General features: G+C 55.7%; 28 protein-coding genes. 9 read left to right on the top strand and 19 right to left on the bottom strand.

What is annotated here, in order from left to right; genetic code table 11:
* The first annotated feature begins 101 nt into the window (after positions 1-101).
* Positions 102-887 (top strand): isoprenyl transferase, encoded by a 786-nt coding sequence (locus FrondiHNR_RS10365; protein WP_279352692.1) that lies wholly within the window; start codon positions 102-104, stop codon positions 885-887.
* A gap of 315 nt (positions 888-1,202) precedes the next feature.
* Positions 1,203-2,501: a PhoH family protein gene (locus FrondiHNR_RS10360; protein WP_279354535.1), complete on the top strand. Its 1,299-nt coding sequence runs from the start codon at positions 1,203-1,205 to the stop codon at positions 2,499-2,501.
* A gap of 23 nt (positions 2,502-2,524) precedes the next feature.
* On the opposite strand, the gene FrondiHNR_RS10355 is transcribed toward FrondiHNR_RS10360, so the two are convergent.
* A complete protein-coding gene (locus tag FrondiHNR_RS10355; RefSeq protein ID WP_279352691.1) occupies positions 2,525-2,650 on the bottom strand; it encodes a hypothetical protein in 126 nt (41 codons plus the stop codon).
* Positions 2,651-2,777: 127 nt separating this feature from the next.
* Here FrondiHNR_RS10355 and FrondiHNR_RS10350 point away from each other — a divergent pair, with 127 nt between their 5' ends.
* Positions 2,778-3,287, top strand: a complete 510-nt coding sequence (locus FrondiHNR_RS10350; protein ID WP_279352690.1) for an A24 family peptidase — start codon at positions 2,778-2,780, stop codon at positions 3,285-3,287.
* Between the two features lie 59 nt (positions 3,288-3,346).
* Positions 3,347-4,492 (top strand): acyl-CoA dehydrogenase family protein, encoded by a 1,146-nt coding sequence (locus FrondiHNR_RS10345; protein ID WP_279354534.1) that lies wholly within the window; start codon positions 3,347-3,349, stop codon positions 4,490-4,492.
* Between the two features lie 13 nt (positions 4,493-4,505).
* On the opposite strand, the gene FrondiHNR_RS10340 is transcribed toward FrondiHNR_RS10345, so the two are convergent.
* The 4 genes from FrondiHNR_RS10340 to FrondiHNR_RS10325 all read right to left on the bottom strand — a co-directional run bounded on the left by FrondiHNR_RS10340 (position 4,506) and on the right by FrondiHNR_RS10325 (position 7,802).
* Positions 4,506-4,970, bottom strand: a complete 465-nt coding sequence (locus FrondiHNR_RS10340; protein WP_279352689.1) for a hypothetical protein — start codon at positions 4,968-4,970, stop codon at positions 4,506-4,508.
* A gap of 272 nt (positions 4,971-5,242) precedes the next feature.
* Entirely contained in the window at positions 5,243-5,680 is a 438-nt protein-coding gene (locus FrondiHNR_RS10335) for a hypothetical protein (RefSeq protein ID WP_279352688.1), read from the bottom strand.
* A gap of 193 nt (positions 5,681-5,873) precedes the next feature.
* On the bottom strand, positions 5,874-6,290 hold the full coding sequence (locus tag FrondiHNR_RS10330; RefSeq protein ID WP_279352687.1) for a hypothetical protein: 417 nt from the start codon (positions 6,288-6,290) through the stop codon (positions 5,874-5,876).
* A 195-nt stretch (positions 6,291-6,485) separates the two neighbouring features.
* A complete protein-coding gene (locus FrondiHNR_RS10325; RefSeq protein ID WP_279352686.1) occupies positions 6,486-7,802 on the bottom strand; it encodes a nicotinate phosphoribosyltransferase in 1,317 nt (438 codons plus the stop codon).
* A 54-nt stretch (positions 7,803-7,856) separates the two neighbouring features.
* Here FrondiHNR_RS10325 and murI point away from each other — a divergent pair, with 54 nt between their 5' ends.
* The 4 genes from murI (at position 7,857) to FrondiHNR_RS10305 (ending at position 11,318) form a co-directional block, all read left to right on the top strand.
* Positions 7,857-8,684, top strand: a complete 828-nt coding sequence (gene murI, locus FrondiHNR_RS10320; protein ID WP_279352685.1) for a glutamate racemase — start codon at positions 7,857-7,859, stop codon at positions 8,682-8,684.
* A 56-nt stretch (positions 8,685-8,740) separates the two neighbouring features.
* On the top strand, positions 8,741-9,514 hold the full coding sequence (rph, locus tag FrondiHNR_RS10315) for a ribonuclease PH (protein WP_279352684.1): 774 nt from the start codon (positions 8,741-8,743) through the stop codon (positions 9,512-9,514).
* Positions 9,515-9,519: 5 nt separating this feature from the next.
* Positions 9,520-10,113, top strand: coding sequence for an RdgB/HAM1 family non-canonical purine NTP pyrophosphatase (gene rdgB, locus FrondiHNR_RS10310; RefSeq protein WP_279354533.1), 594 nt, complete (start codon positions 9,520-9,522; stop codon positions 10,111-10,113).
* 290 nt (positions 10,114-10,403) lie between these two features.
* Complete coding sequence (locus FrondiHNR_RS10305) at positions 10,404-11,318, top strand: cation diffusion facilitator family transporter (protein WP_279352683.1); 915 nt, start codon at positions 10,404-10,406, stop codon at positions 11,316-11,318.
* Positions 11,319-11,464: 146 nt separating this feature from the next.
* Here the strand turns inward: FrondiHNR_RS10305 and FrondiHNR_RS10300 are convergent, their stop codons facing one another.
* Positions 11,465-12,169 carry a VTT domain-containing protein gene (locus FrondiHNR_RS10300; RefSeq protein ID WP_279352682.1) on the bottom strand — a complete coding sequence of 235 codons (705 nt, stop codon included), beginning with the start codon at positions 12,167-12,169 and terminating at the stop codon, positions 11,465-11,467.
* A gap of 344 nt (positions 12,170-12,513) precedes the next feature.
* On the opposite strand from FrondiHNR_RS10300, the gene FrondiHNR_RS10295 reads away from it, so the two are divergent.
* Positions 12,514-12,798 carry a hypothetical protein gene (locus tag FrondiHNR_RS10295; protein WP_279352681.1) on the top strand — a complete coding sequence of 95 codons (285 nt, stop codon included), beginning with the start codon at positions 12,514-12,516 and terminating at the stop codon, positions 12,796-12,798.
* Between the two features lie 435 nt (positions 12,799-13,233).
* Here the strand turns inward: FrondiHNR_RS10295 and FrondiHNR_RS10290 are convergent, their stop codons facing one another.
* The 13 genes from FrondiHNR_RS10290 to FrondiHNR_RS10230 all read right to left on the bottom strand — a co-directional run bounded on the left by FrondiHNR_RS10290 (position 13,234) and on the right by FrondiHNR_RS10230 (position 25,138).
* Positions 13,234-13,419: a hypothetical protein gene (locus FrondiHNR_RS10290; RefSeq protein ID WP_279352680.1), complete on the bottom strand. Its 186-nt coding sequence runs from the start codon at positions 13,417-13,419 to the stop codon at positions 13,234-13,236.
* A 17-nt stretch (positions 13,420-13,436) separates the two neighbouring features.
* Positions 13,437-13,790, bottom strand: coding sequence for a hypothetical protein (locus FrondiHNR_RS10285; RefSeq protein ID WP_279352679.1), 354 nt, complete (start codon positions 13,788-13,790; stop codon positions 13,437-13,439).
* Positions 13,791-13,801: 11 nt separating this feature from the next.
* Positions 13,802-14,518: a peptidoglycan recognition family protein gene (locus tag FrondiHNR_RS10280; RefSeq protein ID WP_279352678.1), complete on the bottom strand. Its 717-nt coding sequence runs from the start codon at positions 14,516-14,518 to the stop codon at positions 13,802-13,804.
* A 389-nt stretch (positions 14,519-14,907) separates the two neighbouring features.
* Positions 14,908-15,903, bottom strand: a complete 996-nt coding sequence (locus tag FrondiHNR_RS10275) for a hypothetical protein (RefSeq protein WP_279352677.1) — start codon at positions 15,901-15,903, stop codon at positions 14,908-14,910.
* A 14-nt stretch (positions 15,904-15,917) separates the two neighbouring features.
* On the bottom strand, positions 15,918-16,478 hold the full coding sequence (locus FrondiHNR_RS10270) for a hypothetical protein (protein ID WP_279352676.1): 561 nt from the start codon (positions 16,476-16,478) through the stop codon (positions 15,918-15,920).
* Complete coding sequence (locus FrondiHNR_RS10265; RefSeq protein ID WP_279352675.1) at positions 16,471-17,610, bottom strand: hypothetical protein; 1,140 nt, start codon at positions 17,608-17,610, stop codon at positions 16,471-16,473. Before FrondiHNR_RS10265 ends, FrondiHNR_RS10270 begins: the two co-directional genes overlap by 8 nt.
* Positions 17,607-18,446 (bottom strand): hypothetical protein, encoded by an 840-nt coding sequence (locus FrondiHNR_RS10260; protein ID WP_279352674.1) that lies wholly within the window; start codon positions 18,444-18,446, stop codon positions 17,607-17,609. The genes FrondiHNR_RS10265 and FrondiHNR_RS10260 overlap by 4 nt, the downstream gene beginning before the upstream one ends.
* A complete protein-coding gene (locus FrondiHNR_RS10255) occupies positions 18,443-20,884 on the bottom strand; it encodes a tape measure protein (RefSeq protein ID WP_279352673.1) in 2,442 nt (813 codons plus the stop codon). Before FrondiHNR_RS10255 ends, FrondiHNR_RS10260 begins: the two co-directional genes overlap by 4 nt.
* Before the next feature lie 430 nt (positions 20,885-21,314).
* A complete protein-coding gene (locus tag FrondiHNR_RS10250) occupies positions 21,315-21,581 on the bottom strand; it encodes a hypothetical protein (protein WP_279352672.1) in 267 nt (88 codons plus the stop codon).
* Between the two features lie 109 nt (positions 21,582-21,690).
* Entirely contained in the window at positions 21,691-22,272 is a 582-nt protein-coding gene (locus tag FrondiHNR_RS10245) for a phage tail protein (RefSeq protein WP_279352671.1), read from the bottom strand.
* A 530-nt stretch (positions 22,273-22,802) separates the two neighbouring features.
* Positions 22,803-23,552: a hypothetical protein gene (locus FrondiHNR_RS10240; protein WP_279352670.1), complete on the bottom strand. Its 750-nt coding sequence runs from the start codon at positions 23,550-23,552 to the stop codon at positions 22,803-22,805.
* Between the two features lie 469 nt (positions 23,553-24,021).
* A complete protein-coding gene (locus tag FrondiHNR_RS10235; RefSeq protein ID WP_279352669.1) occupies positions 24,022-24,360 on the bottom strand; it encodes a hypothetical protein in 339 nt (112 codons plus the stop codon).
* The gene (locus tag FrondiHNR_RS10230; RefSeq protein ID WP_279352668.1) at positions 24,311-25,138 is read right to left on the bottom strand and encodes a hypothetical protein; all 828 of its coding nucleotides are present in this window, start codon (positions 25,136-25,138) and stop codon (positions 24,311-24,313) included. The genes FrondiHNR_RS10235 and FrondiHNR_RS10230 overlap by 50 nt, the downstream gene beginning before the upstream one ends.
* Positions 25,139-25,426 lie beyond the last annotated feature (288 nt).

Raw genomic sequence — 25,426 nt, 5'->3', positions numbered from 1 at the left:
GAAACTTTTTGATGGTTTTTTGGCTGTGAGTTACCCATACAGCCCATGGTAGAACATTGATCTGTACCCCAGCGGCATAAACATCGGATATCGTGTGTGAAGTGACTAACCAAGATTCGCGCGGCGGGGTGAAATTTCTCTACCGCCTGTATGAGCATCGTCTTCGACGCGAGATTGATGCTGCGCAGATGCCCCATCACGTCGCTATCATTGTCGACGGTAATCGACGCTGGGCGAAGCAGCGGCTTCTGGAAAGTGCTGCTCAGGGACACCGCGCCGGGGCCCGCAAGATTCCAGAATTTCTGGGTTGGTGCGAACAGCGTGGAATCAGCGTGGTCACCCTGTACCTGCTTTCGACAGACAATCTCACTGGGAGGCAGGGGTCAGAACTTGACGAACTCTGCGACATCATTGCGACCTTAGCAGAAGATCTTTCGAGTCATGGAGGGTGGCGGGTGAGGCACGTGGGGACATGCGAAGGGTTACCCTCCGAGCTTGCTGATGCTTTGCGCACCGCCGAAAAGAAGACGGCGCACAACACTGGGATGCACGTCAACCTGGCCGTAGGATACGGCGGGCGGAGCGAGATTGCGGCCGCGGTTCGTAGCATCATTGATCAGCATCAGGCTGCTGGTCGGGGGCTTGACGAGCTTGCAGACACTCTTACCCCGGAGCTCATCGAAGAGCATCTTTATACCCGGGGGCAGGCTGATCCCGATCTGGTGATTAGGACGTCGGGAGAGCAGCGTATCAGTGACTTCATGCTGTGGCAGAGTGCCTACAGCGAATTTTATTTTGTGGAGGCTCTCTATCCGGATCTGCGGGAGGTAGATTTCTTGCGGGCCCTACGTGACTACTCGCGACGGCAACGCCGCTACGGCGAGTAGCCGAGAGGAAGTTTGCTGGACGGCCTGTGCGAGATTGGCTTTGGTGCATGACTGTTTGGTTTTGAGTGAACCTCAGATTTTTTTGCGTGTCGCTCTAGATTAATCTCAGTGCTGCACCATATGTTGTGTTGTATCGGACATCAAAGTTCGATCGAGGCGGCCACTTACGGCTTATCGCACACGAGAGCCAGCGTGGTTGAATCGCTTGACTAGTCGAGCGGTAAGTCGCTCGCGACAGGAGTGGTTGTGAACAATCAATACTCAGATCAGGCACCGAGCAACGCGCTCAACGAGACCAAAAATCTCAATACACCTCTGAAACAGGCAGAGCGAACCTATGTGCTGGACACCTCGGTGCTGCTCTCCGACCCCCGGGCCATCTTCCGTTTTGCTGAACACGCGGTTGTGCTGCCCATCGTGGTTATTAGTGAGCTAGAGCGTAAACGTCACGACCCCGAGCTAGGATATTTTGCGCGATCGGCGCTACGAACCCTGGACGATCTCAGAACCCGTCACGAGCGCTTAGACTTTCCCATCCCCGTAGGTGAAGGAGGGTCCCTCCGGGTGGAGCTCAACCACTCCAACACCTCTACCCTGCCGAGCGGGATACAACTGGGGGACAACGACTCTCGGATTCTTGCCGTAGCGCAGAACCTGGCGAGTGAGGGGCTTGCTGTGACGGTTGTTTCCAAAGATTTGCCGATGCGGGTCAAGGCCGCTTCGATCGGGTTGGCGGCCGAAGAATACCGTGCCGAACAGGCTGTTGATACGAGTTATACGGGCTTGGTGGAGATTCATCTTTCCGGCGAACAGATGAGTGAGCTTTATGACCGTGAACGGCTCGCTACGGCCCAGGTTCTTGATGTGCCGTTGAACACGGGTCTCATTGTGCACTCAGATCGCGGTTCCGCTCTTGGGCGGGTGGACGAACCCGGGGAGTTCCGACTGGTTCGGGGGGATCGTGACGTTTTTGGTGTGAATGGGCGCTCGGCGGAGCAGAGGCTAGCGATAGATCTGCTGCTTGATTCCGAGGTTGGCATTGTCTCCCTGGGAGGTCGAGCCGGTACGGGTAAGTCTGCTCTTGCGTTGGCCGCGGGTCTTGAGGCCGTGTTGGAGAGGAAGCAACACAAGAAGATTATGGTGTTTCGCCCCCTCTATGCGGTAGGAGGACAGGAACTCGGCTACCTGCCGGGGGACCAGGGTGAGAAGATGAACCCCTGGGGCCAGGCGGTTTACGATGTGCTTGGATCCGTTATTTCGCAGAATGTGCTTGATGAGATCGAGGCCAGGGGGCTCATTGAGGTTTTGCCTCTGACTCATATTCGAGGGCGTTCCCTGCACGATGCTTTTGTGATTGTGGATGAGGCGCAGTCTCTGGAAAGAAACGTTTTACTCACGGTCCTGAGCCGTATTGGGCAACACTCAAGAGTGGTTCTCACCCACGATATCGCGCAGCGAGATAATCTTCGGGTGGGGCGGCACGACGGTGTTGCATCCGTTATTGAGACGCTCAAAGGACACCGGCTCTTTGGCCACATCACTCTTACCCGATCGGAGCGCAGTAAGATTGCCGCTTTGGTCACGGAACTTCTTGAGGATGTCGAACCGATGTAGGCGTGGAGCCCAGAGGATCATAACTATAGGCCACGGATCAACAGGGTTGAGCCGATGCGATCCCGGGCCCGAGTAAAGACCCTGCTAGCTCCCCGTGCGGTGTTGAGTTGATGTGGCCCTGCTCCGAGGGCGATTGCCGGGGTTGTCATCGCCTTTGATCCTTGGCAATGACACTCGGGCTTCGTCTGTGGACGATTAGTAACGCGTGCCGGAGATTATCAATAGTCTCGTGACGAGACGAAAGACGGTGGGCGTGATGCAGAAGACAAAAACATAATGGGTTCTCTCGTTATTTGGGTACTCTTTGGGTATTTGGCGTGCGTCACGATTCCGCTGGCCTATAGTGATGTCAGAGAGCGTAGGCTACCTAATTCCTACGTTTTACCGGGGTTTGTGATCGTTTTTTGGGCAATTGCTGTTTGTTGGATTCACGATTCTGCACCGCCGATTGCCTCCTTGCTCGGTGGGTTGGTGGTGGTGCTTATCTTCTACTGCGGTGCGGCTTTGGGAGGTTTTGGCATGGGCGATGTGAAACTTGCCACTCTTATAGTGATGTCTCTCGGATTGCTTTCTTGGTGGGCTGCATTCGTGGCAATAACTCTTGCAGGGGCCGTAGGCGGAGTTGCCGGATACACTGTCCTGTGGCGTTCGGCGGGTCGGCGGGAGGCAGCAACCGGGGGAGCAGCCCTGAGGGCACGCGGAGTGCCGTTTGGGGTGCCGTTGCTTATCGGATTGTGGGGTGCTGCTGTGCTGTGGGGTGTCGTGTTTTTGTGGGGTGCTGAGTGAGTCTCGACCTGCTCGATATTGAGGCGTATGGTGGATGCGTGAGCAATATACAGGACAGCATTGTCGACAGCATACTTCCGAATGATCTTCTTGAACGGTTTCGTGGACGCGCCGCCGATTACGACAGGCGCAACGCGTTCTTTACCGAGGATCTAGAGGATCTTCGCCAGGCGGGTTACCTCTCCCTGTTTTCCCGCGAGCAAGAAGGCGGCAAAAATCTGAGCTTGGAGCAGGTTTCGAGGCTCCAAACTCGATTGGCTCAGGCCGCGCCCGCCACGGCACTCGGTATTAACATGCACCTGGTTTGGGCGGGGGTGGCGAGGGCTTTAAGCGAGCGGGGCATTACCGACCTCGACTGGCTGCTTCACGAGGCCGCGGCGGGAGAGATATTTGCTTTTGGTATTAGTGAGGCCGGTAACGATCAGGTGCTTTTTGACTCGAGCACAAGCGCTGTTCCAACTGCGGAAGGGTATCAATTTAGCGGCACCAAAATCTTTACATCGCTCTCACCCGTCTGGACTCGCCTGGGAATTTTTGGTCGTGACGATAGCGACCCGGACAATCCCACGCTCGTTTTTGGCTTTATTACCAGGCAGACGGAGGGATATTCCATCGCGGATGATTGGGATCCGCTGGGGATGCGCGCAACGCAGAGTCGGAGCACCGTGCTCGATAAAGTCTTTGTTCCCACAGACCGTATAGTTCGTAAAATTCCTGTTGGCCCCAACGCCGACCCACTCATCTTTGCCATATTTGCAAACTTTGAGTTGCTGCTTGCTTCCGTATACGCGGGAATAGGTAATCGAGCCCTTGAGCTTGCTAGCAGCGCTGCGCTGTCGCGAATGTCCAAGAAAACGGGGGAGAGCTACGCAAACGACCCGGACATCCGCTGGCGCATTGCGCACGCCGCGATTAGCCAGGAGTCGGTGCAACCACACATCCTCTCCGTAGCTCAAGACGTAGACGACCTGATTGATCACGGAACGGCCTGGTTCCCCAAGCTGGTGGGCCCCAAGATCCGGGCCACCGAGATTGCCAGAGAGTCGGTAGAGGCCGCGATTCGTGTGAGCGGCGGGCGCGCGTACCAGAAAGAGAGCGAACTCACCCGACTCTACCGGGATGTGCTGGCCGGACTGTATCATCCGTCAGACGACGAGTCGGCTCACGCAACCTTTGCGACAGCCTATCTCGGTGCGGCGATATAGGGACCCGGCAGGATTAGAAACCACACAGCTCCTCAAGGTTGGCGCTTGCCGTCTCGAGGTTGTAGTTTGCCGTGGTGAGAGCTTCGATATCTATCGAGGCGATGTCTTCTTCCATCTGCTGGGAGAGGCTCATGAGTGTGCCGAAGCTCAAAGCAAAAGTGCTCAACTCTGTCTTGACCTCTTCATTCTCGACACCGTCGGCAATGGTTGTCAGGGTGTTATTAAAATCGTCCAGGAGCGTCATTGCGCTCTCGGGGTCTTCCGCCAGTGTGGAGAGCATCTCCAGCATGCCCGCGCTCACCGCTTCAAATTCCTGGTTCACTGCGTCACACGCTTCCGCCACGCTTTGCGACCCTGCAGGAGCCTGAGTGGACGGGGCGGTACGTGGGGTGCTTGTGGGTGAATCCGCAGTATCGATAGCAGTGACGGTTGCGCAGCCCATGAGCGTAAGAGAAATGGCAACTGCCAGTGTCGCCATTGTAAAAATGTTTTTCTTCAAGGGGGGGTACTTTCTTCTTTGCGGGTTCTGAGCTTTTAGAACATTTCACCCAGCATACTCATCCGTTTCGATTGCTTCCGTTCGAGAGGCCATCATTCGATCGAGGAGACCACCGAGAAAAAGAAATAGATCGGATTGATGCGGGTTATCTCATCGTGCCCTCCCAGCAATACAGCGCGCGTAACGGATGGGTGAGACAGATAACCCGCATCCAAAGATTCTGCGAGTAGTGGCCCTAATTTCTTAGAGTGTTAGCTGCACAGCGCGGAGATTTCGGTGCTGACCGCGGCAATCTCGGTGCTTGCCGTGGTAAATGCATCAACGTCTATCGAGGTGAGGTCGTCTCCGGCCTGCTCGGTGAGTTCACGTATTGTGCCGAGACCCGAGGCCAGGGCGTTCACCTGGGTCTTAACCTCTTCGTTCTTAACACCGTTTGCGGCATCAACCAGGCCGGTTTCTAACTCCAGCAAAACCGATAGTGCAAGCTCGGGATTTGTCGCCAGCTCAGACATAGCCTCCGTCATACGCGAGCCCATAGGCTCGATTTCCTTGGTAACGGAGTCACACGCCTCCCTTACGCTCTGCGATCCGGCAGCAGAGGAGTCTCCCGCGTTAGTGGTTCCGCAGCCCACGAGAGTGAGGGAGAGTGCAGCTGCCAGCGTTGCGGTTTTTAGAATGTTTTTGTTCACGAGAGGGGGGTGCTTTCTTGTTTGAACGTCCTGAACTTTTCAGGGTGCCTGAATCAGGATACCCACCCGCACCCACCATAAGCCGTTGGAGAATGCCGATAATAAAAATCGTTGAATTCTATCAGTTTTTTGCGTAATATTCCGGTAGTGTTCAGCGTCGTCGGTCGCGCGCTGGTCAACAGATTCTCTGGTTTTAACCGCACAGCTCAAGAAGATCGGTGCTTGCCGCACTCAGGGTGGTGCTTGCCGAGGTGAGCGCGGTGATATCCACGGCTGAGACGTTGTTTCCGCTCTCTTCGAAGAGAGAGCGTACCGTGGAAAAGCTCGCGGCAAGAGAGCCAACGGCCTTCTTCACCTCCTCGTTTTCGACGTTATTAGCAGCATCCTTGAGACTGCTCTCGAGGTCGCTCAGGGCTGATACCGCAGCAGCCGGATCGGTCGCGACCTCGTTCATAGCCTCTGCCACCTGTTCATTGAGCGGCTCAATTTTCTGGGCGATAGCATCACACGCCTGCGTGACGCTCTGTGGCTCGGTGCCGGCTGTGCACCCCGCGAGAGTGAGGGAAACGGCAATTGTCAACGTTGCGGCTGTGAGAATGTTTCTGTTCACGGGGGTGCTTTCTCTTTGCGGGCCCCGAAGATCAGGGCGGTCCAGTTTAACACCTCCAACCCTATCGCTCCTCCGACGCGGCCTGACGGTTAGAAAGAACGGATTAGGTTTGCTTCCGGACGGCGGACACAGGGCCGTGGGCCGTGGGTCTGCGGGCACTGAGAGCGGGATGCGGGTGCTAGCGGATTGCGGGCGTTACCGGTAGAGGGTGGGGATGACCGGGTCTCCGCGGGTGAGGCGCATAGCCTCGGCCGGCAGCTCGGCAACGCTTGCCGAGTGGCGGTGACGAGCGAGAGAAACCCCCTCCGTTCCTCGATACTGCGTATCGATGCTCCCCGCGAGAACCAGGGGCACCAGGATTTCCCGTGTGTTTTCGGGGGTTTCGGGAGAGGCCTCCGTATCCTCATTCGCAACAACCAGGATCTCTGCGCTGGCCGTATCGCAGCTATCAAATTGGCGAAACGCCTGTTTGCGACCGCCAATAGACGCTTTGTCCTGCGACTTTTTTGCGGTAGATATCCACGACCCGCTATCGTCTTGACGCGCAACAAGCTTATACACCATACCCATTGTTGGTGAACCCGAACCAACCACCACAGAGGTACCTACTCCGTAGGAATCCACGGGGGACGCCGCGAGCGAGGCCACAGCGTGTTCATCCAGATCGTTAGTTACCGTGATACGAGTATTGTGTGCCCCTAGCGAATCTAGCTGGGCACGCACCTGGGCTACAACAACGGGGAGGTCACCCGAATCGATGCGCACTGCACCCAGCTCGGGTCCGGCGATGGCAACGGCTTTCCTCACGGCTTCTGCAATGTCATAGGTGTCTACGAGCAGGGTTGTTCCTGTCCCGAGGGTTGTGATCTGCGCGTGAAAAGCATCGTCTTCGGTGTCGTGCAGGAGGGTGAATGCGTGCGCCGCTGTTCCCATCGTGGGGACCCCCCAGCGACGACCGGCCTCAAGGTTTGATGTTGCAGAGAAGCCCGCGATATAGGCGGCGCGGGCGGCTGCAACGGCAGATTCCTCATGGGTGCGACGGGAACCCATTTCCGCGAGGGGGCGATTCCCCGCGGCCGAGACCATACGTGAGGCCGCGGTGGCCACCGCTGAATCATAGTTGAGAACACTGAGGGCGAGGGTTTCGAGCAGGACGGCCTCCGCAAAAGTCGCCTCGACCACGAGTACCGGTGAACCCGGAAAGAAAACCTCACCCTCGGGATAACCCAGAATATTACCGCTGAAGCGGAAGCGGGATAGCCACTCGAGGGTGTGATCACTCACCACACGATTATCGCTGAGCCAGTTGAGCTCTGCGGTGCCGAAGTGAAAATTATCGATCAGGTCGAGCAGCCTGCCCATCCCCGCTACCACACCGTATCGTCGTGCTCCCGAGAGCCTACGAGAAAAGAGTTCAAAGGAGCAGCGGCGGTGGGCTGTGCCTGCGGTGAGTGCGGCATCCACCATTGTGAGTTCGTACCGGTCGGTCAGGAAAGCTGAAGACGTGTTCACAGCGAAAGTTTATCTCTTCTTTGTGGGAGCCCGATGCGGGTTAGGCTAGTGGGGATGAATAATTTGCCAATTGGAATCTTCGACTCGGGTGTTGGGGGACTGACCGTTGCGCGGGCGGTGCGTGACCAATTGCCGCACGAGTCCATTACCTATGTCGGCGATACCGCACACACTCCGTACGGACCCAAACCGATCGCGCGGGTTCGAGAGTATGCTCTCTCCGTGCTCGATGATATGGTCGAGCAGGGCGTAAAAATGTTGGTCATCGCCTGTAACACCGCTTCCGCGGCAATGCTCCGTGACGCACACGAACGCTATGATGTCCCCGTGTTAGAGGTTATTCAGCCCGCGGTTCGCAGTGCGGTTTCGATCACTAAGAACGGGCGGGTTGGTCTGATCGGAACGGTGGGAACGATTAAGTCTCGTGCCTACGATGATCTCTTTAGCATTCGCGATGACATTACTCTTTTTACCCGGGCTTGCCCGCGATTTGTTGAGTTTGTTGAGGAAGGCGTGACAGCGGGGCCGGAGCTTCATCGAGTTGCCATCGAATATCTTACAGAGCTTAAAGAGGCTAACATCGATACTCTCGTGCTGGGGTGCACACACTATCCATTTCTTCGTGGAGCTATTTCCCGTGTGATGGGTTCCGGTGTTCGCCTGGTGTCCAGTGATATTGAAACCGCCAACGACGTCTACCGTGTCCTCGCCGAGCACGGCCTGATGCGCGGTGACTCTCACCCCGCCGAGTATCGATACAAGGCCACAGGAGATAACGCTGATACCTTTCTGCTGCTGGCTGAGAGGTTGTTGGGAAGTGGTGTGCCATCGGTAGATTTGATTACGACGGGAACTCGGGGAATAGATATTATTCAGGACTGATGTAGCGCCAAGATGATCCATAATCACACAAGAAACCTTTGAGAGAAAGAAGCTTCATGACCAAAAACGCCAGTACGCCTCGCCACGGTACCCGTCCAGACGGACGCACCGCATCTCAATTGCGTGCAGTGACCATTGAGCGAGGATGGAGTGAACAGGCTGAGGGCTCCGCGCTCATCTCTTTCGGGCGTACCCGCGTTCTGTGTACGGCATCCTTTACTAACGGGGTTCCGCGATGGATGATGGGCGAGGGCAAAGGTTGGGTCACGGCAGAGTACTCCATGCTACCTCGCTCCACAAACGAACGCATGGCTCGCGAATCAGTTAAGGGAAAAATAGGTGGTCGCACCCACGAGATTTCACGCCTCATCGGGCGCAGTTTGCGCGCGGTGGTTGATATGAAGGCGCTGGGAGAGAACACTATCGTGATTGACTGTGATGTGCTTCAGGCAGACGGGGGAACACGAACCGCCGCTATTACGGGAGCCTACGTTGCAATGTTTGATGCGATTGAGTGGGCACGCGGCAAAGGATTCATCGGGAAAAAAGCGGTCCCCCTGGCAGACAGCGTTGCGGCGGTGTCTGTGGGAATCGTGGATGGCGAACCTCGGCTTGATCTTGAGTACAGGGAAGACTCTCGGGCTGAGACGGACATGAACGTTGTTGTCACGGGTCAGGGCCGTTTTATTGAGGTGCAGGGAACGGCAGAGGGGGCACCGTTTGATCGCCAAGAGTTGGATGCTCTTCTTGACCTGGCGGTTACCGGTGCGTCTGAGCTGAGTGTCGTGCAGGCGACTGCGCTGGCTGTGGGTCGACTGGACGGGGCGTGACGCTCGTGGCCCGGATCGTTTTGGCGAGTCATAACTCCCATAAGCTCCAAGAATTGCGCGCGATTATTGGCTCGGAGCTTGGCGTTCACCAGTTAATCGGCTACGACGGTCCTGCGCCGGTTGAAGATGGAACCACGTTCGCCGAGAACGCCTTGATCAAGGCTCGAGCCGCGGCTGCCCACACCGGGCTGCCGGCACTGGCCGATGACTCGGGTATCGCGGTGGATATTCTTGGCGGATCACCGGGCATCTTTTCTGCGCGCTGGGGTGGCCCCGCCCGGGACGATAGGCAAAATCTTGAGCTGCTCCTGTGGCAGCTCAAAGATGTTGCACCGGCACATCGGGCGGCCCAATTTGTGTGTGCGGCAGCATATGTTCTCCCCGATGGTAGCGAACACGCCGAACTGGGTGTGTGGCCGGGTCGAGTATTGACCGAGCCCGACGGTGAGAACGGGTTTGGCTACGATCCGATCTTTGCGCCCGAGGGGGAGGAACGCTCGTCGGCCGGGCTCAGTTCCGGGGAGAAAAACCTGACCTCACATCGCGCGCGAGCTTTTCGTACTCTGGTTCCCGGATTGATTGCCCGCCTCGAAGAGTAACGCTCTCTGGTACCACTCTCTTAAGCGTTTTCAGCGGGAATTCTCTTGTAATTTTTCTACCGCAGAACTTTGGGTTGATCCCCGGATGTAGCTTTGGCTGTTTGCTCTCAATACTTTCACCTATCTTCGTGCGTCTTTGTTGTTGAGACGGACAAAGCTGAGCTTAGAGGTTGCGCTAGTAGGAGCCATCTATTGGGGCGACCTCTCAAGAAACTAAGTGATAACCGCCATCATTTGTTATAGGGAAAATCGCTGGATTTGCGAAAAAAATGTGCGTATTGTCGAGTGTTATGGGACATGATCACTCACACTCAGCAGCTCAAGCGGGACGCAAGAAACTCATTATTGTTATCTGTATAACGAGTACAGTTATGATCACTCAGGTAGTGGGTGCGATCTTCAGTGGATCGCTCGCCCTGTTAGCGGATTCGGGTCATATGTTCTCAGATCTGATGGGCTTGTGTGTGGCGCTAGTTGCATCGATTATCGCGGCGCGTCCAGCCAGCGATCGGCACACCTTCGGGTTTAGACGGTTTGAGGTTTTTGGAGCCTTGATCAACAGCGTTATTCTGATGGTGATCGCCGTCACCATCACCATTGAGGGGATAAGGCGGCTCATCACACCCAGCGAGGTCGAGATTCAGAGCGTCTTGATGTTGGTCGTGGCAACAATTGGTTTACTTGCAAACTTTATTTCGCTGCGAATCCTCCGGCCCGCAGCAAAGCAGACGATCAATATGCGCGGGGCTTACCTGGAGGTTATGGGCGATCTGTTGGGTTCTGTCGCGGTTGTTATTGCGGGTCTTGTGATCCTTGTGACAGGTTTCCCCCTGGCTGACACAATCGCGTCGTTTGTGATTGCGGCCATGATCGCTCCGCGAGCGTATTTGCTGCTGCGAGACGTGTTTAGGGTACTCTCTGAATCTGCGCCACAGGATACGAGCGTGGCCGAGATCAGAAAACACGTACTGGAGGTTCCCGGGGTTGTTGACGTGCACGATGTCCACGTGTGGTCAATTACATCGGGACTGCCTGTTTTTACCGCTCATATTGTTGTGGAGCCTCATATTCTGGAAGAGGGTCGGGCCGGGGGTCTTTTAGATACTCTTGATAGGTGTCTGTCAGACCATTTTGACGTTGCGCACTCGACGTTCCAGCTTGAACCGAACTCCCACGCGAGCCACGAGGATCAACTGCACGCGTAGGGATGTTAGTGTCCCGCCCGAGACCGAGCGAACCAACGGTGTGCGAAGGGACACTCGTTCAGGGCCTGGGCGGATGAACAGTGCGCATCGGGGTGTTCGTTCCGAACCCCGGCACCGTCACGCGTCGGGATAGGGTCTAACGGTGATCAGGAGTGGATATCGGTCTTTGTCGGGTCCGAAGACTCGACCCCCACGTTCGTCACAGGCTCTTTGCCCTTTGCTCGACTGCGGAGAAAGGCCTTAGAAATCTCGACAAGCAGTGGAATGCCCGAGATGAGGACAATGCCGATAATGAAGTATTCCGCATAGTTTGCGACAAACTCAACCTGGCCCAGGAAATATCCCAGTAGTGTGACGCCGACACCCCAGAGAAGGGCGCCGATAACGTTAAACAGGGCGAAGCGTCGACGCGGCATTTTCCCCACGCCGGCGGCCGCTGGAACGAACGCGCGGAAGACGGGCAGGAACCGGGCAATAATGATTGCTTTGCCCCCGTATTTGTCAAAAAAGGCGTGGGTTCGAGCAACATTTTCGGGATTGAAAAAGCGACTTTTCTCGCGGTTAAAGATGGAGGGGCCGATTTTGCGCCCGAGAGTGTACGCTACCTGGTCACCAAGGAAAGCCGCGATAAAGATCGCGGGTGCGGTGACCCATATGGGGTATTGGATAAAACCTGTGGCGGTGAGGAGACCCACCGTGAAGAGGAGCGAGTCGCCGGGAAGAAAAGAGAGGACAAGTACTGCCGTCTCAAGGAAGACGATGGCGCAAACTCCGATGAGAACGAAGGGTCCAAGCCAGTGAATAAGCCAGTCGGGGTCGAGCCAATCGATTCCGAAGAGGAAGGGAAGCACGTAGTTATCTCATTTCGTGTTGCGGATAGATGCGGCCTCCAACAGTCTAGCTACCGAGGCCCGAGTAAACCCCGAGAACTATCAAATGTACAAGGTTAAAAGGCCTCTCAGGCAGTCTGGATTATGAGTGAGAAAATGGGTTTGAGCCCGCCGTACTCGCCAAAAAGCCCCTGGAATCTCGGGTATTTACCGAGATTCCAGGGGCTTATGCATTATTTGCTTCAAGTGAGCACAGGTTGTCTAGGGCTGGTTTTTGCAATCTTGCGGGAAAATGTGGACAAAGCAACCCGTCTGCATGGTTAATCTTCTATAGGAACTAACCTTTACGAAACCTGTGAGATGTAATGGTTGATCACAATGTCGTACTCCTGCAAGAGCAGCCGATCATTCGCAATGAACCGGTTTACGAGAGCAAGGTCGGCAGCGGTCGTGATATGAACTCGACCGCGCGGGCCAAAAATCCAATATTGATCAGTTTTACTGGGATCGGCGATTTTCTGTATGCGTATCATTTTGTCATCTTCCTATTAGGGACGGTTGGGTTGATGCGTGGTCGTAGAGAGATATGGGGTTGGATCAACGTGGCGTCCGGAAAGGCGCACTTCAAGGTGCAGATGCACGCCAGTTGACCAACCAGTAGTACCCGCACCGCCAAGCGTTTGACCGGTCGTAACGTGCTGGCCAACACGCACAGTGAGACTAGCTAGATGGAAATAGTATGTCTGCAAATTGATTCCATGATAGATGCGGACATATAGTGCACCGCTGATGGCATCGCGACCGGCATAAGAAACCTTACCCTCGACTACAGCCGGAACAGCTTCACCCCGTGTGGCCGAGAAGTCGATACCCTGATGGAAATTGCTTCCAGCCACTGCCGTGGTTGAGGGGACGTGGTCCGTAACAGGAAGTAATACGGGACTGAGGAAACGGATATATAGATGTAAGTGACATTTGAGATAGCTCCAATTGAAGGGATGGTTGTGTTGGCCTTCGCTACTACTAGGTGCACTGCCATGCCTCAGCGCGAGACAGGGCAAACGCACTCCAATTAGGAGCAGTGATCATTTCCCACGCGGCGTGTTTGCTCCTGCGAGTGCTGGCGCCCCTGTACCAAGCACGGCGGCGACGAGGTTGAGCCACAGTCCCCCGTGCTCGGCTGTTAACACACCGATTGCGATGAGAAGCGGTAGGAGTGCAGCGGTGATGCCGTATATCCAAAGGCGGGTTGCTTCTGACTTGATCCACATATTTTTCTTCCTCATTGTTAGCCGAGTACGCGTGTGATGACCACGCCGCCTACGGAGGTGATTATGGCCATGCCTGCTACAGGCATCCAGGCCATGCGGTGTACGAGGACGGAGAGGCGGCGGGTTTCCTCGGCCTGATCCGTCAGGGCTTGGCGCAGGTGCCCGATATCCTCGGTGTCACGAGCCTGCTCGGTGATGCGGGTTTCCAATATGCGGATGCGTGCACTATGGGCATCCATTCGCTCATCGACCCGTGCTAGAGCCTCGACCGCAGCCTCTAGACGATCGAGGCGACGCTCGGTTTGCTGGCCTTGTTGGTAGATATCTCCGAGCGTGACGACGTGACCAAAACCAGACTGAGAATCAACCATCAGACCTTCCCCTATGAGGCCGCACTCTTGCCGCCGTTCGCTATGCTAACCCAGAGGTCAAACTCGCGATCGCTGCCTACTAGTCTCCGTGTTACAAGCGCCTCGGCGTTCTCGACCTCCTCCTGTGTGGTGAGCTGTCGGACATAGCCTGCGCCGATAATCGCGAAGCCGCGGCCTGGTGACTGAATTCGTATCATTTCTCTGTCTCCTATTCCCGGTATAGCTGGCGTTGTGCCAGTGTTGTGTAAAATGTAATTTGCTCGTGTCACAATCTGCTCTAAACGCGGATATAGATACGGTCCCGGGCATGCTGTCGCTGCCACTTGGCGGTGCCCGATAATGCGGTTTCGATCCAGTGGCCCCCACTGGTAGCGGGTAGAGAGGTCTGCTGCGAGGTGCGCCAACATCTCGATCTGCACGTCTGATACCGGCCACCCAGCGGCTTCCCCGCCCGTGTTGACCGTCTCGATGGTGATTGACGGTGAATCGGCGGCATCCGATCCGCTCGTCCAGGCTCTGCGCTCCTCGGGTACGATACCAACGAGTTGGCCCGTGGTGAGTAAACAGTAATTTGCGGACACCTGGCGCGCGTCCGTGGATAGTAGTGCGATGTTGCCCTCGTTTGTGCCGCCCGCCGTGTGATGTACAATCATCCGTGATATGGATTTTGTGCGAGTACTATGTTTCTGCGAGGGTGCGGTTCGTGTAGCGAGATGCGAAAAAACCATAATATTTCCATTCTTTTGCCGATTAAGAGATAAAAATTTAGCGGGTGGTTTCTGCGATATCCTGTAGCGCCTGTGCGATAAAGTCACGCTGTTACCGTCGTGGGGGTCATCGCCCAAATAATCATCCTGTACTCAAGATTTTGGGGTTCTCCGACCTGCTGCCAGAGAGTCACCTGACCCCACTCAGACACCTCACTCAGGCCGTGCGTCACCGTCAAAATGAAGTGTGAGCACACCCCGTCCGCCGGGTTATTAAGAACGAGTGTAGACTGGCAGAATCAGGCACGCGACGTGAAGTATAAGCGTGGTGGGCTTTGTGCCTCTGCGGCTCCGAGCGTTTGCCTATGTCACAGTTTTATAGATTGCGCTAGATAATATTATTTAGATTACTATCGCTTTCGTCTCCAACTAATGCCGGATAGACTGATGTGAAAAACCCCTACTGAGGCTGTTGTAAATCCCGTCTCAAGCCAGTATGAAATCTCGCCTGTGGTAGTCACCTCGATCATAGCGAACGCGGTTTCTCGGGATGATGTGCCAAATCGCAAGGTTCTTGCGGGAGCATCAGCCGCTGGGATCGTAGCGAGCGCATACCGCGCACCAGCATTTACGGTGAGAACAATTGAGTTTCGTACCAAACCTTCCAGGTACACGCGTGGCCCGTCTGTGTAGGCAGATGCCCGGTATACCCCCTCGTGGAGGTTGTAGTAGGCGTGGGGCGTGATCGTGATCTCGCGCTCATGAAATACTGGGTTCCATACCCCAGATGCGCGCCGATAGGTGCTCGTATCAGCGATACAGTACGCTAGCGACCCCTCCGGGGGTGACCACGCCGCTAGTTCCATAGCTGTACGCACAATCACTACGCCACCCGCCGTAGATGTATACGGAGCGCTTTGAGTGATCACGACACCTGTACCCTGTGTCGAGGTAGCCCCTGCTGACACCTGAGCCATCGCCAGTTCTACCGCACCCGGTGGGATCGCAGGTTTTACTAGGGAATTTATCGGTGCAACCGTGCCCTGTGCTACCCCCAATTCCGGGGCGTTTGACGTATCGGCACTGGACGAAAACCTTGCGCGGGCATAGATAACATCCAGCCGCGCGTTTGCGGTCGGGGCTGCGGTTGTAGTGACAACTTCGGTGCCGTCTACCCGCCATAGCTCCGACCCGCCCGCAACACGGGAGGTCACTAGGGTCATATCAGCGACACTGTAGGCCATCGTCGATCGCCCCGTTACCAAGGCATTGAGGTGCACCGGGAGCACCCCGGCACGGACTCTGCCCTGTGTGTCTCGCGCGATCAGACCAGCGAGAGCCTGCCGGGTATCCAGCACCGGTAATCCGGTGGGGAGTCCCGTCGGAAAAGAATTCCTAATTACCAATTTTTACCTCCTCATTAGGGTGCGACACGGGCTAAAACCCAGCCGCCAAAAAATGTTGTAAAGCTAAGACTTGAGCACAAATGTAGCTGGACAGTGAGAGACTCACCCCGTGGAACATCCACTATCGCCGCTGCCGACCCTGACGGCGCAAAGCTCGCGCCACCTGTCACCGCTACACGCCGCGCGGGGTTTTGTAGGAGACTCTCACGTGAGACAATCGTGCCCGACCGGTCACCTCTCACGCTGTAGCAAAAATAGCCTTCCCCGCCATTGAGCGCCCCACCCCAGTGGATTTCAATACGGCCCGTGGGAGAGGTCAGAGCAACAGATACCGAGTCTGCCCACCCTACAAACCCCCCTACATGGGTGGTAAATTCAGCGTATTTCGAATCGGCGATGGCGGTCAGCGTCTCAATAACCGTGGCCTGTGCCGCAACCTGCTCACGGAGCTTTTTCAAGCTCTGAGCAAGCTGCTGCCCGTCCGCTTCCTGACCTGACGCGATTTCACGTCGCAATCCGGCGAGCTGATCCGCCAAAAATTGGTAGTCTTCTCTCGGTGGTCTTGGATCAGCCATCGTACGCCTCCCCGCAGGTGATCGTAACCCATTCCCCAGCTTCGTCTCCAGACATCTCTACGATGCGGCGGCGATAGATCCCATCCGGGATAAAAAGATCATCCTGAAGCACGATCTCGCACATATCCCCTATTCGGTACTCCGATAAAAACGGAGGCAGCAGCAGGGAGGCTTTAAAAGCCCAAAACTGGGCTGGTGTCTTGCCTGTGCGTAGCGGTTCAGCGGCCCAACCGTCGAGCGTTTCTTGTTCAGATACGCTTGTGCGAGAGGTGTCTAGAGTTTCTAGGAGTGGCATCCCTGCGTCAATGAGGGCTGGGTCGTACTGCCGCGACACTAAAACGCTGTTATCTTCATTCGAGCCTTTCCCTCCGGTCGCCCAGGACAGTGAGGCCATGTTAGTGGGGTCGGTGAGTATGGTGGGGGCCGACCCTGCCGAGTCCTCTGCCGAGATATCCCAGGTGAAAACCTCGGGTGAAATCAGGCGGGGATTTTCCTCAGTGCCGGATTCAAAAACCCACTCGAGATGAGTGGACGATTTGCGACGTAACCCAAAAGAAAAATCTGGGCCGTTGATTACGTCAGAAAGGCTATCGAGGGTGTCACTGATGTTCGGGAATTTCACGGCCGTATAGTTTCTCACGCGCGTTCCTTTTCGAGCGGGCGGAAATACTATCGGGAAATTCGATGCGGGCCATTCACACGCCTGCTGCACGATCCGCATGCCGATAGACCCTAGGTCCAGCCCGGCAAGATTTGTGTCCATTGCAGCATTCGGCACACCATCCGACCCTACGAGGGGTTGGGTGAGTGCTGCTGGTGGCAGTGCATAACGTTTTTTAAAAATTGATCGAATTCCTCGTGCAGTGACCGAGAGTCGAGCTTCGTCAGCTTCGTAATCATGGGGCTGGATCGGCCCTCCAAACCACCTGCCAGACTCTTCCATCGCTAACGCGTGTTTCCAGGGAGTCGCGAGATTTCGCCAGTCTCTTCCCGCCTCGTCCGGCGATGACAAATCGATTGTGACGTCGACCGTCTCCGGCTCGTTAATACGCGCCGACCAGGAACCAGTAACCGGCTCAAACTCTGCGAGAATACGGCCCGTGAGGGTTTCAAAAATGTACCAGGTTGTCACCATGCGCTCCTGACTAAGCCTGCTGCCCAGGGATCGCCTGCGCCGCCCTCGACTTCAAACTGAATAGAAACGGTTTCTCCACCGCCGATTTCCCACCATTCGCGATCGGTCAGGTACCGGGAGATATCCGCTTCGCCGTCCAGATGGGCGGTACGTCGCGCGAAATCAAACTCCACATATCGCCCCGCGTCAATGGGAAATTCCAGCCCTACGCGGCTCTGAGACTCGACATGAACCAGAGTGGCAGCGGTCACCGCACCATACACCCGAAAAACGGGACTAGAGGGTTTCGTGCCCCGGTTGGTGAGTACAATGCGCCCGTCTGATCCGCCATCCCCGGGCCACTGTGCAGGCCATACAGCGGGCCACACCAGGCCGGTGCCGTCCCGTGCGGGGCGAGTGGCCACCCAGTCGTCACCCACAGAGTAGCGGCGCGGATCACGGGCGAGACAATCGACCGAAAAATAGTTCCAGGTCTTCCCGTGATGGTCTTGCACGTCCACAACGCGTACCGAGACGATCCGCTCTGTGGTTCCGAGGGCGTTAGTGACACGCATCACTACCGGACCCTCAGCCCCGATCCCGGTGATCTTCTCGGTGGCGGCTAAAAGCTCCGCCTCGTTCTTACCCCGATACCCCGCCTGGAAACTGGGAGCGGCAGAGGCACGAAAAGATTTCGATGTGCGAAATGCTCCATGCCTCCGCTTGCGTTCCACCAGGTCGTTTTTATCTGAGGATAGGCTGTACCAATCAATCAGGTTGTTGAAAAACCATCCGTGATTGTCCACGGGTTTTTCCGGGAATATCAGATTATCAAGCTCAATGATTGTGGTCATATGCTTCTCACCGCCCGTCCTGCCTCTCTGCCCCACATACGCATTTGAATACGTGGGTCATCCTGCACTGTCGTAATATGCTGATTGACCACAACGGATTGCTCCCCGGGGTCTCCTCTGCGCTGTAGCACCATATCCATCAGTGCGTTCATTTTTCCGGTATCAACCACTGTCTCGGCTCGTCCTGCCTCAGCCAAAACAGCTAGTGTTCCGCCCGGTGTTGGTAGTACCGTTCCGCCCTGGGCCATGCGTGGGATTTTTCCGATTTTCACTTTGATGCCGATCACATCGCCGATGCCACCGATCATGTCGTTAATGCCACCGATCATCCCGTTAACAGCGTCGATGATCCCATTGATGACATTCTTGATGATGCCGGTGACCCCCTCCCACAGTCCTGTGACGATACCGACAATCCCGCCCCACGCACGCGCCCAATCACCGGTGAAAACCCCGGTGATGAACTCGATAATGCCGCCCAAAACCTTTGTGATGCTTTCCACTGCGGTTTTGAGGTTAGTGCCAAACATGTTCACAACCGCGTCAATGATCGGCACGATGGCTTGAAACGCAGTCTGGAGAGGTCCGAGCGCAGTACCGATGAGTGCCGTGATTAACGGGGCGAGAACCCCCAGAACAGGACCGACCAAATCAAGCAGTGGTGTCAGGAGCGCCAGAATGGGATCCAGTAATTCCATAAAGACACCAATGAGAGGTACGATAGCTGGGATCAGCGCTGCCACCAGCTCAATGAGCGGCTCCATAATTACCCCGAGAAGGGGCAGAAACGCTTCGATTACTTGCATGATGACGGGCGCGAGTTGCTGAATGATGGGCACGAGTGCGCCAACGAGCTGTACTGCGAGGTCGCCAATAACCGGGATCAGAGGCAGAAAAGCTCCGACAAGCTGCGTCACGATGGGTGTGACCGAAGCTACGATTTCGGTTGCTACCGGAATCAGGGCTGCCAGCAGTTCTCCGAGAACCTGCACGATCACCCCGATAATCGGGCCGAGCGCAGCAAAAACTTCGACAATCAAGGGCATAAAAGCCACAATGAGATCCCCCACGGCCTTGCCGAGTTGATTTATTATGGGCATCAGGGTTGAGCCAATATCAGCAATAATGGGCCCCAGATACTGCCCAATTTCTGCAAAAACTTCCCCGAGCATGCCAAAGACCACTCCCAAGGAGGATTGAAGCTCTGGTGAGAGCGCAATGAGACCCGCAAAGGCACCCACTGCAAGCCCGATAGGGCTGAGGAGCATTGAGAGCGCGCCCGTGGTTGGTCCCGGTTTGAACGCGGTAGAGGCAGCCCCGAGGCCGCTGGTAAGCGCTCCGGTCTCGTTCACAACCGGTCCGATGGCTCCAGCCACTGTTCCCAGTGCTGCGGTGGTTTTGCCGATTGAGTCCTGTATTCCAGCGGAGAGGGTTTGCCACCACGAAATGACAGTTTGGATATCACCGATCACGGTGAACAGGGTTTTCCACCATGAAATGACAGTTTGGATATGACCTATCACTGTGAAGAGGGTTTCGCCAAGCGAACCACCCCAGACTTTTGCCTGAGCTTCGGGTTGCTCCATCGCGGAGGCGATAGTTGTAAAGCCATCGCGAATTTGTGGGAATACTCCTGAGAGAAGGGCTACTCCAATCTGATCAACAGCGGCAATCATGCTTGTGAAGGCACTGATAAAGGTATCGCCCGCTGCGAGGGCTGCACCACCAAGCCCATTCTCCATTGCGCTAGCAAAAATTTCGAAGGAGACCGCACCCTCAGATGCGAGCCTTCGAGCTTCCCCAGCGGTAACTCCCATTTCTTTCGCCACAAATTGTAGGACTGGGATACCCTCGTCCTGTAGTTGACTCATTGCATTGCCCAGAAGAGCGCTCGAGGCTGCAACCTGGTTGAAGACCAATCCCATCGATGCCAGGTCGGTTCCGGCGATAATTGCCGCATCCGCGGTAAGCATCAAAATTCGAGCGAGGTCTTGTCCCGGCGTAATTCCTGCGGCCACAGCGCCAGCCGCAGCACTAGCCGCCTCTCCGACTCCGAAGCTGGTCCCTTGGACAGAAGCAAGAGCGTTGTCCATGATGCGCTGTACAGTGGCAGCATCATGTCCAAGACCGGTGAGCTTTTCCCGGGCGTTATCAATGTCAACGAGGCTTTTGAGGCTGAGTCCTTCAGCGATCGTGGCCACTGCCTTCCCTGCCGCAAGCGCAGGTTTTGTTATCTTGCTGGTGACCTCACTGCCGGTGTCTGAGAGAATCTTCCCAACACCTTTCAGTGATTGTCCAATACCCCGACTGAGTTGTTTACCCATTTTGCGGCCGATTGCAGTGGTATTGATACGACTCAGCTCACGGGTGACTGTGGATGCGACACCCTTCATAGAGGGGACCACAGGAATATAGGCCGCTGCGATTTTTGTAGACATCGATCATCCCCCGTGGGTGTAAAAGAGCCCCACTCGGGGTGGGGCTAGGTAGTGAGTGTGTGGCGCGGTCTCGCGAGGAAATTGTCATAGTCCTCGGAGGTCATTGCTACTGAGCGCACCGTAGTTTTTTCGTGAGGGCTTGTAACGCCCGGGCGTGGCATCGGGTCGGGTTTGCGCGCACCGCGTTTAGCATGGCGCGAGAAGGTGTTGTACTGGATCGCATCGAAAATGAGAGCCAGCAGATGTTGGCTGCGCGTCCACCCCTCACTGTCAGCGAGCTTGCTATACAGCGCAGACTCCTCAGAGCACATGACGCATATTACCCAGGCATCATGCCACGAGAAACCGGGGGTTCCAATATATCGGATGCGTCCCCGGGCTTTTATGAGTTCGTACTCTACCTCTGTGGGGTATGTTGCTAGGAGGTAGGCTAGCTGTCTGATTTTCCCTCGTCACCGCTCCACGCCTTAACCAAGGGTACAAGTTGGGTTTTGATGTGAAGAGCGCGTACCGCGGCCCTGTCTTTTTCGTCAAAAAGATCGTAGAAAAACGAGAAATCACCGGCGCTCATCTGGGCCATGGTTTCTCCGGTCAGCACGTCCTCAGCGGATGCGATAGCGATCGGTGTCTTGCGGGAGGGGAGTTTAACCTCAAACGGCGCTGCGGTCGGTGCGTGCTTTGGTACGACGAATGTCATGGCTGTGCCTCTCAATAGTGTGACGTGGGTGCCGCGCCCAGTGATAACAGGAAAGGGTGGTGGGGTGAGGTGGGCACGGCGGTATTGCCTCACCCCACCGGTCAGTGGGTTAGGAGCTTTCGCCCTCGGGGGCGACTGCGATTACGGCGGCATCGTACACAATGGCCGTGTCTCCATTCGCATCGGGAAGAGCTGACAGCGTGATCGGGTACCCAATCGGCTCGCCATCGATGTAGATCATTTCGCCCACCTCGGTGACTTTTGCGCGAGGCACGACGATGCGACGCACGCGGTCGGGGCCAAGACCAAGCTCAAACACGTAAACATGCTCGGGGAATTCTTTGTTGTTGTGCCTGACCGTGATTGTGTTGCCGGTTCCGGTCACGTTTTCAGGGCCGAAAACCTGTTTCATGACCTCCACGCTGTTCTCGATTGCCTGGAAAGAGAACGTCTCAGATCGACTAGTGCGTTCATTGAGAACTTCGTCACCTCCCCAGGCGAGCACACTCGTGTTTTCAGTGGTAATGGAGTTGTTTAGCCCGTCAGTATGGATATACCCCAGGCCCGCGAATGATGGGCTCAGGGGGGCTATCGCGTCAGTGGGAACAGCTGTTCCGTCGGGGGCTACGAAGATCGCACCTTTAGCTTGCGGCTTACCGACCGCGACATTTTTTGCATTTGGAGCTCCCATAAGGACGGCCCCTTTCTGTGTGATGGTTGATTGATGAGGTGTCGTATACGGACAAGGTCTGACTGCCCGGGTGGTGCACTCAGAGAGAATCTGTTACAGACGACAAGGTGGCCGTCCCCGAAGCAGCCCCGCCCGCAGTAGCCGCCCGAATCGTAGCGACAATGCAGGGGAAGCAGCCTCCAAGGACTTAGACGCCTGATGCAATGACTGGAGCGACGCGGGATGGCTCTCAGAAACGAGTAATCCTGCGGTGTCCCTCACACTTGCCCACTTATAACGTTACGGGGTGCAAACACTCCCTCGTCAAGTAGCTTCGTTCTCGGGCGTGTCGTGCAGGTCTTTTGGCTCCCTGGAGGGTTGCCTCAGTGTAGACGGGTGGGCCGATATTAAGCACATTCAACTTTTATTTATACGTCTCCTCTTTTTCGTATAGAGCCTGTCTGAGCCTCCACTGATGCACCGGATTAGCAAGCGTCTTGGCGCGTAGCGTTGCTAGTGCTACGTCCTCTCGTACCAGGTGTACACCGTCTTCACGGCGCTTGGTGGGCATCCCCGAGGCCACCCAGTAACGCATCGTCCGTTTGCTGCGTCCCACTAAGCGTCCTGCCTGGTGTAGCGTTAACCATCTGGTCATAGAGTTCTCCTATCGCCTCCTCCATGGGGTAATCCGCCCCGCATTTCTCGCACTGCACCGCAATCTTGCCGCCGGGTGCGGTAACCGCTGTCACCCGGTAGCTCAGGCAGATTACGCACATGCGTTTCCGTAATCGTCTGGTGCCCTGGTAGCGCCTACCGTAGCGGCGCATTAAATCAACCAGGTCATCGTGGTAGGCGACGGCGGCGGGCAGGTAGACAATACTGGGATGGTGAGCGACGAGCCATCGCGCGATCTCGCCCGCGATCTCTGCAGTTTTTTGTCCGTCCCATGCTGTGGGGATGCCCTGAGCGTCCTGCTGTCGTTCTGCGAGCTTTACCAGAGGCCAGGCAGGGCGGATACCCATAGCACCAGCCCAATAAACAGCCCAATCGCAGAGCTGAGAGAAGAGGCTGGACGAGTCCTCCATAGCCTGTAGGCGGAACGGTAGAGGATTTTCTTTCGTACCGCTCACCGGCTCATTCACTCGACTGGTGATCCTCGGTGTGATCTGATCTCTGATCTGTCCGGTCAGTGCGGGGAGATGGTCTAGTTGCCAGAGAATACGGCCCCAACATGTGCGGCAGAGCAGACCCTCCGTCGCGTACCCGCCACAGTGACGAGCACACAAAACGCTGTCACTCATTTCCGCTCTCCTCTGTATGCTCAGCGTGCCTCTTGTGCGCGGCCATGGCTCGGGTCAGTGTGGGAAAGATCGGGTCGATCTTGGTGGTTATTACCTCGGCCTCCGCCGGGCACGTAAGGGCACTACGCCCCCAGGGGGTTCGGCATCGACCGCAGATATGGTCTGTGTTGTGTGGGTCCCCTCTGAGCGGAGGTGGGGTGTATACCGCGTCCCCGGTAATGAGTGAGATGCCTTTATTTTTGCCTGTCATTTATTGCTTGCCTAGCTTCCTAATATTTCTAAAAATGTTGCGAATTGGCCATTTGTGATGAGTAAGTGTTTTGTGTGAGGCGGCGCAGCGGTTCTTGTGATCGATAATCGTGCGGCGATGTGCTTGCTGTATCAAAAATGTTCAGACTGCGCTGTGATGAGGTTGCCGAGCAGATTACCCCCCGTGTTCTTGGGGTGAGCGGATAAAAATAATGCGAGGTTATCCGTTTGGATCAACCCCGCGTCTCGCCGCCTCGTACATTTCCCGCCAATTAGGCGGCTTTGTCGAGAGCGGTATGAGAGGTGCCGGTTCACGTGATGCTGCTATTCGCCTAGCCCTGGCGTGCTCTGACCACAAGGCCCGAACGCCAGCCATGATGTGGGCGGGCTGTAGCCATGCGTCCGATGCCTGTCGAAAGCGCCTCAGTGCCTCCACCGCGTCGCCGTAGTCGACTTGTTCAAGAACCTCCCACCACGCTTCAATCGCGAGGGGTGTGACCTGGCGATTATCAATTGCCGACGCTCGCACGAGGAGCCGCGAAATCTCTTCCTTCGTCATAACTGTCACCTCCAAATAGCTTGTGATGCTGCTGCAAGGCGGTTTCGGCATTTGTGATTCTCCGCAGGGGTGCCCGTGATGGAGAATATGATTGCCGCGCGGCACGGCGCATCCAGTTGCGCCAGGTGGAGTCCCAGCTGAGTTTTTTACCCTTTTGCCCCGGCACGCTGGCCCAATAGTCAGCAAAAACTTTGTGTTCGGACTGGTAGTCAAACCCGGGGTGCTCGGATGTGATTGCGGCGATGGAATCGTCGCTCGGTTTCCACGTCTCGGAGAGTCGTTCTCCGTGGGAGGATGACGTTTTTCGACCTCCCTTACCTAAGGGGGTAGGAGGGTTATTAACTACTTCGTTAGAAGTAGTTATTGTCTCTGTCTCTGTCTTAGCTAGGGTAGCGTTAGATTTTTGCTGGAGCACATCTGTAGCTAGTGCTATATTCCTGCTAGCTTTTGCCAGCCCGCCTTTGCGTCCCGCTTCCCGCTTTGCCTCAATGTCTGCCTTAGTTGTTTGATGTTCCGAAAAGTCATGGATCATAAAACCCCCGGAAACTCGTTGTAAAGATGGGCGTTCAGGGTCGTTACTACACAGCTCGTCAACGTCTGACACCTGCCAAAATTTGCCAGCTACTCGCTCTGATATAAAACCATCGGACAGCATTCGCCGAGAATAAAGTGCCATCTCTACAAGCGCCCGAAAGGCACCATCTGATAACGGCGCAATTTTGGGACTGTCAGCAAAGTCAAGGGTAAAGCGTCCATAGAGCCGGTCGTCTTTTGCCATTGATATTTTTCTCCTTATTCTTAAAAATTGGTTCCATGATTTCTCTCCGTCGCTCGTCGGTCAGTAGTCACCGTTTACGTTTTTGCGGGTCTTAGGCGGGGTGATGATAGCGAGGCGGGTAGCAGGTTTTTAATGTTCCTCATGCCGCCACGGGTGGGGGCGTAGTAACGGCAGGTGCTCATATTGCCACCCATCCGTATCTCGAAAACGAGCGAGGAGAAAGACATCTTTCTTCTGTCGGGGAAAAATCTCTCGGTAAGTCGGACAGAGAGTCTTGATTGTGCCGCG

The sequence above is a fragment of the Lysinibacter sp. HNR genome, assembly GCF_029760935.1.
Classification (GTDB): domain Bacteria; phylum Actinomycetota; class Actinomycetes; order Actinomycetales; family Microbacteriaceae; genus HNR.
The sequence above is the reverse complement of the archived record's forward strand: the minus strand, read 5'-3'. Positions and strand labels throughout refer to the sequence as shown.